This is a genomic window from Niallia nealsonii (assembly GCF_002835805.1).
Lineage (GTDB): Bacteria > Bacillota > Bacilli > Bacillales > Cytobacillaceae > Niallia > Niallia nealsonii.
Window position 1 is genome coordinate 1 of record NZ_PISE01000059.1, and the last position, 4615, is coordinate 4615.

5 protein-coding genes are annotated in these 4615 nt (G+C 34.9%); 1 reads left to right on the forward strand and 4 read right to left on the reverse strand.

Translation table 11 applies throughout. The features are described 5' to 3' along the window. The first annotated feature begins 161 nt into the window (after positions 1 to 161). Positions 162 to 743: a recombinase family protein gene (locus CWS01_RS20270; protein ID WP_101179015.1), complete on the forward strand. Its 582-nt coding sequence runs from the start codon at positions 162 to 164 to the stop codon at positions 741 to 743. A 570-nt stretch (positions 744 to 1313) separates the two neighbouring features. Here CWS01_RS20270 and CWS01_RS20280 read toward each other — a convergent pair. From CWS01_RS20280 to CWS01_RS20295, 4 genes are all read right to left on the reverse strand, one after another. Continuing rightward, positions 1314 to 2432 (reverse strand): replication initiation factor domain-containing protein, encoded by a 1119-nt coding sequence (locus tag CWS01_RS20280; RefSeq protein ID WP_101179020.1) that lies wholly within the window; start codon positions 2430 to 2432, stop codon positions 1314 to 1316. A 266-nt stretch (positions 2433 to 2698) separates the two neighbouring features. Then, complete coding sequence (locus CWS01_RS20285; protein ID WP_101179026.1) at positions 2699 to 3250, reverse strand: DUF3967 domain-containing protein; 552 nt, start codon at positions 3248 to 3250, stop codon at positions 2699 to 2701. Positions 3251 to 3900: 650 nt separating this feature from the next. After that, positions 3901 to 4203: a hypothetical protein gene (locus CWS01_RS20290; RefSeq protein ID WP_101179022.1), complete on the reverse strand. Its 303-nt coding sequence runs from the start codon at positions 4201 to 4203 to the stop codon at positions 3901 to 3903. Next, the gene (locus tag CWS01_RS20295) at positions 4200 to 4490 is read right to left on the reverse strand and encodes a helix-turn-helix domain-containing protein (RefSeq protein ID WP_101179024.1); all 291 of its coding nucleotides are present in this window, start codon (positions 4488 to 4490) and stop codon (positions 4200 to 4202) included. Before CWS01_RS20295 ends, CWS01_RS20290 begins: the two co-directional genes overlap by 4 nt. Positions 4491 to 4615: the final 125 nt, after the last annotated feature.

Sequence of the window (4615 nt, forward strand, 5' to 3'; positions counted from 1 at the left end):
GAAACGTAGCCTAAACAGAGTTTAAAAATACCTTATATATTATTCGTCTAAAGTTGTTTTTCTTATTAATGAACAATTATTTGAACAAGTCCTTGAACTCAAACGAATAAAATGATATGATTAAAGTATCAAATGAGAGAAAATAAAAGGGGATAGAACCAATGACAGGAACAAAAGTAGGATATATCCGAGTAAGTACAATAGACCAAAATTTAGAGCAACAAAAAGAATTGTTAAGCAAGTATAGAATTGAAAGATGGTATGAGGAAAAAGCATCTGCCAAAGATACAAACAGACCTAAATTCCAAGAAATGATGGATTGGGTGCGAGAAGGCGATACCATATACATAAGAGATTTTTCACGATTAGCAAGAAGCACACAAGATTTGCTTAATATTACCGAGCAACTAAAAGAAAAAAAGGTTGAATTGGTCAGCGATAAAGAAAATATTGATAGTAGAACACCACATGGAAAACTTATGTTAACAATGTTAGCTGCCATTAATGAATTTGAAAGAGCAAATATGCTAGAAAGACAAAAAGAAGGTATCGCCATTGCCAAACAGAAAGGCATGTACAAAGGACGCAAAGAGGTTCAGCGCCCTTCCAATTGGGATGATGTATATAAGCGTTGGAAAATAAGAGAAATCACTGCTAAACAAGCCATGGAGGAAACAGGATTAAAGCGTACAACTTTTTACAAACTAGTAAAAGAAATCGAAGAACAGAAACCAAGAATATAATGAAAATAGGTGATTTATCATACTTATAAATGTGATATTAGGATTTATTTTACCTTGTATAGCCGGTATATGGATTTTCAAAAGAGAACCTAAAATTATTTTATTAATAGCACCTATAGGTTCAACAACAGCATTTGCTATTAATCAATGGGGTTTTCAATATTTTTGGTCAGTAAAGCCAATCTACAAGAACATTTCTCTTTCCGCTTTTCCTATGGATATAGGACTTTACCCTGTTTTTGCTTGTTTGTACATTTACTTAATACTAAAAACCTCAATATCACCGCTTATATTAGCTATTCTATTATCTCTAGGACTTACATTTTTAGAATGGACTATGGTTGTAACAGACCGAGTTCTATATTTTAATAATTGGAATATACTCGCAACCTTTTTCAGTTACGCTTTTTGGTACGTTATAATATACAGTTACTTCCGAATACTAAAAACACATAAAATTATATAGATAACTAAAATAAAAAGCCCCTACATAAAGTAAGAGCATTATAATACCTTAATGTTAAGGTATTGATTTATTTTATAATCTTTGAGTATACTGTTTATATCAAATTAATTAGTAAAACCATTAGAGTCTTCCTTTGTTTCGCACACAAGGGAAGTCTTTTTTTGTGCCTTGAACCGATTAATCATGTCATAATCCTTTGGTTTTAGCTTTTTCTTGCCTTCTTCTAGTAATTTCTCTATTTGATTCATATCTCCATTGTAAGCTTCAAATACAGTTGCCAATGTGGAAGCTACTTGTTTACTCAGCCATTCCTCTTTTTCTTCTATGGTTGCTACTTCAACAATCGTTGTAAGTGGTAATGCTTCTACACCATTTAAAAACTTTTCCCAAAAAGGAGCTGTATTCCATCTGCTTCTATTTTTATCTTTACCTTTAACAGTAAAACGAAGGTACTTACATAAAATACCGCAGACAGTCTTTCCAATCATTATTTCGCCATCTTCTCCAGTAGCCAAGATTCCTGCCACTTCTTGAGCCTTTTCGTTCCTTAGCTGTATTTCTGTTCGATTCCAAAAAGTGATGTCTTCTGAAACATTGTAATTAGTATCTTGTCGCTCACTCAATTTGTCATACATTCTAATTTGAATGTCAGATTTGTTAGAACCAAAATAAACCGTTACTCCTTTTACTTCACCAGTCTTGATTTCAATATCTTCAACATTACGTGCCCGCTTGAATTTAGAAATCAATTCTCTACCCTTAACCTTTCTAACGATACCTTTTATTGTAAAAAATCCTTTGAAGTCATCCACCGCAATATCCAAACGTGAAAAGGAAGCTTGATGAGAAATCATAGTTTCAAATAAATCTTTCCAAGACCGCTTGTTATAGGATTCATATTCCCTACAACCTCTACCTTTCATCTCTAAATGGATTCCCATATCTTCTCTGCCATCATAAAAAATTGCTATGCTTCCATTACGCAAACATTGACGGTATCCATTGGCTCCTTTATCAGGAAAAAAGCTGTTCGGATTGAGCTGTAAAATGTCCGAAATTAGTTGTGTCGTACTTACAAAAATGAAAGTCGCTTCAGCCCAGTCTACACAAGCTCGCAAGCCGTTTTCCAATGTACGCCCAACCCCCCTGTTAGTGTACGGGAGTTGGAACTCTTTCTTACCCGTTTTTAGGTGGATTACATCAGTATTCAGTTTTTCGTTCATAACCCTTTTTTCTCCTTTCTTTTCAACTACATTCCAAATATAGTTTTCTATTGTGCAACGACCATAACCAAAAACTTCAGAAATAGTCAAGATTAAGGAATAAGCAATTATTTCCTCTAAAAATAGAATAACAGAATATCAGATACTAGTACACGACTCTACCAAAGCCCCTAACAGGCTCATATAGGCTTTCTATCATTCTACCATGTTTAACTACAAATATTTTTTATCCGTCTCTCAGAAGCCCTTATAAGCCCCTTAAAACGTCAATTCCAAAACTTCCACCACTTGTTCTTTTCTTTAGAAGCAGCTATTTGTTTTTCAGCTTGCATATCTCTAATATGCTCTAGTAGAAGCTGGTCTCTTTTTTCTAACTTGTTTTGAATATAATCTTCTTGTTTTTCCAAGCGCTCAATCAGCTCTTGCATATACTTTTCTTGCTTTTCAAACATAGCCTTTTGGAATTCCATCTGTTTATTCTGATATTCCTCAAATTCCTCTTTAGTGATATAAGGAGTTTCTGCTAATTCCTTTGTGTCACGGTCTGACATATCGCCCTCGATATTCGTTGATACAATAACTTTTATGGCATTTTCTAGCGACATATCAGGATGCTTTGCAAGCTCTATGATTTGGCGAAGAATCAAGACATCTTTGTTAAAAAAACCTCTATGCCCTAACTCATTTTTATGGATATGATAACCTGCTTTTTCAAGAAGTTGAGCGTATTTACGAACCGTAGTATTTTGTATCCCTAGTAAAACAGAGACTTCCTTTGCTGAATATACCTTCTCTTGCATGTCCATATCATTAAACATATCACATCACCCCCAAAACATACCATTCGCCATAACAGCGATATTCCCTGCTCTTTAAAGCAAATAGACCTTTCATAGATTTATAGCTTTACTAGTCTTTCTAAGGGGGTCTAGCAACCTTTAAAAAAGAAAGTGTTGTTATATCAAGGTTTTCCCTTCCAGTAACCAAAAAAGAATAATTGCTTTCTATGCTTATTTCTATTTAATACGTACCAAATAAGCATTTTCCGGTAAGGTGCGACATATTTGACGCAAGTAGTAATGACAAAATTTTGCTATAGGGAGTGATTTTTTTTATATTTTTTGAACCCACAAGGTATGTATAGATAAAAAGAATCTCAATTTATCAGCGCCCAGGGGGTCTTTACAGAGCCTCCGGTTACCTCCGGCTAGTCACTCTGCCCTTTAGCTAGTAAGCTGTACAAAAAAAGACCACACTCACAGTCATAGTGGTCACTCTGTTTTCCTTTCCTTGTTCGCTTCACATTTATTCCACGGTTCGATTGACTTCGGGGCCCTGTTCCCTTTGAAACCCATATACTTTGTAGGAAAGAAAAACCGCCTTTCCCACTACCCTCCGCTACGCTGCGGAAAGTATACCAAAGGGAACCCCCCAAAGTAAATCGACTTTCGACGGCATAAAAGTTACGCTAAGCAAAAAGTAGAGAACGAGGGGTACAACGGAATAAAGTGAAAGGAGAAGTAATAGCATCATAGAGATTGTGGTTTTCTGTTATTGGAGATTCTAAACAAAGAAGCAAGTACCTTATTTTCTTCTCTGATACTTCAATTTGTTGGTTACAAAGATTAACAAGATAATCATTTACTTCACGTTGCCCTTTTGATGTAGAAGCAATACTATTTTCCACTTCCAAACGATTAATATTCTCTTTCAATTCCTCAACACAATCTCTTAAATTGTTTATGTCCTCTTGCATTTCTTTTTTTGTCATCTGTTTTCACCGCTTTCTTGTAAAATCCCATCCAAATACGTTTCCTCATACAAATACTTCTCTAAATTCTCCATAATCCTTATTGGAATAGCTCGTCTCCCATACTCGATACGAGAAAGAGCAGAAGAATCGCAAAGTCCTAGCATCTCTGCTAATCTAGTTTGACTTAAACCGTCATGAACCCTTTTAATCGCTATTTGCTTGTGCATTGGAAGCTTGTCCAAGTTAATCAAAAGCCCTCTTTGTTTGTACTGCCCATTTTCAAATGCTTTTTCATTAGTAATCATATTTATCTTTCCTTTACTGTTTTTTTTAAATAACTGCCCTAGAGATGGAATAACTAGAGCAGTCTATATGGAATCAAGGACGAGTTGACTTCATAAAGAAAACATAAGCTGTTCCTGCTATTATG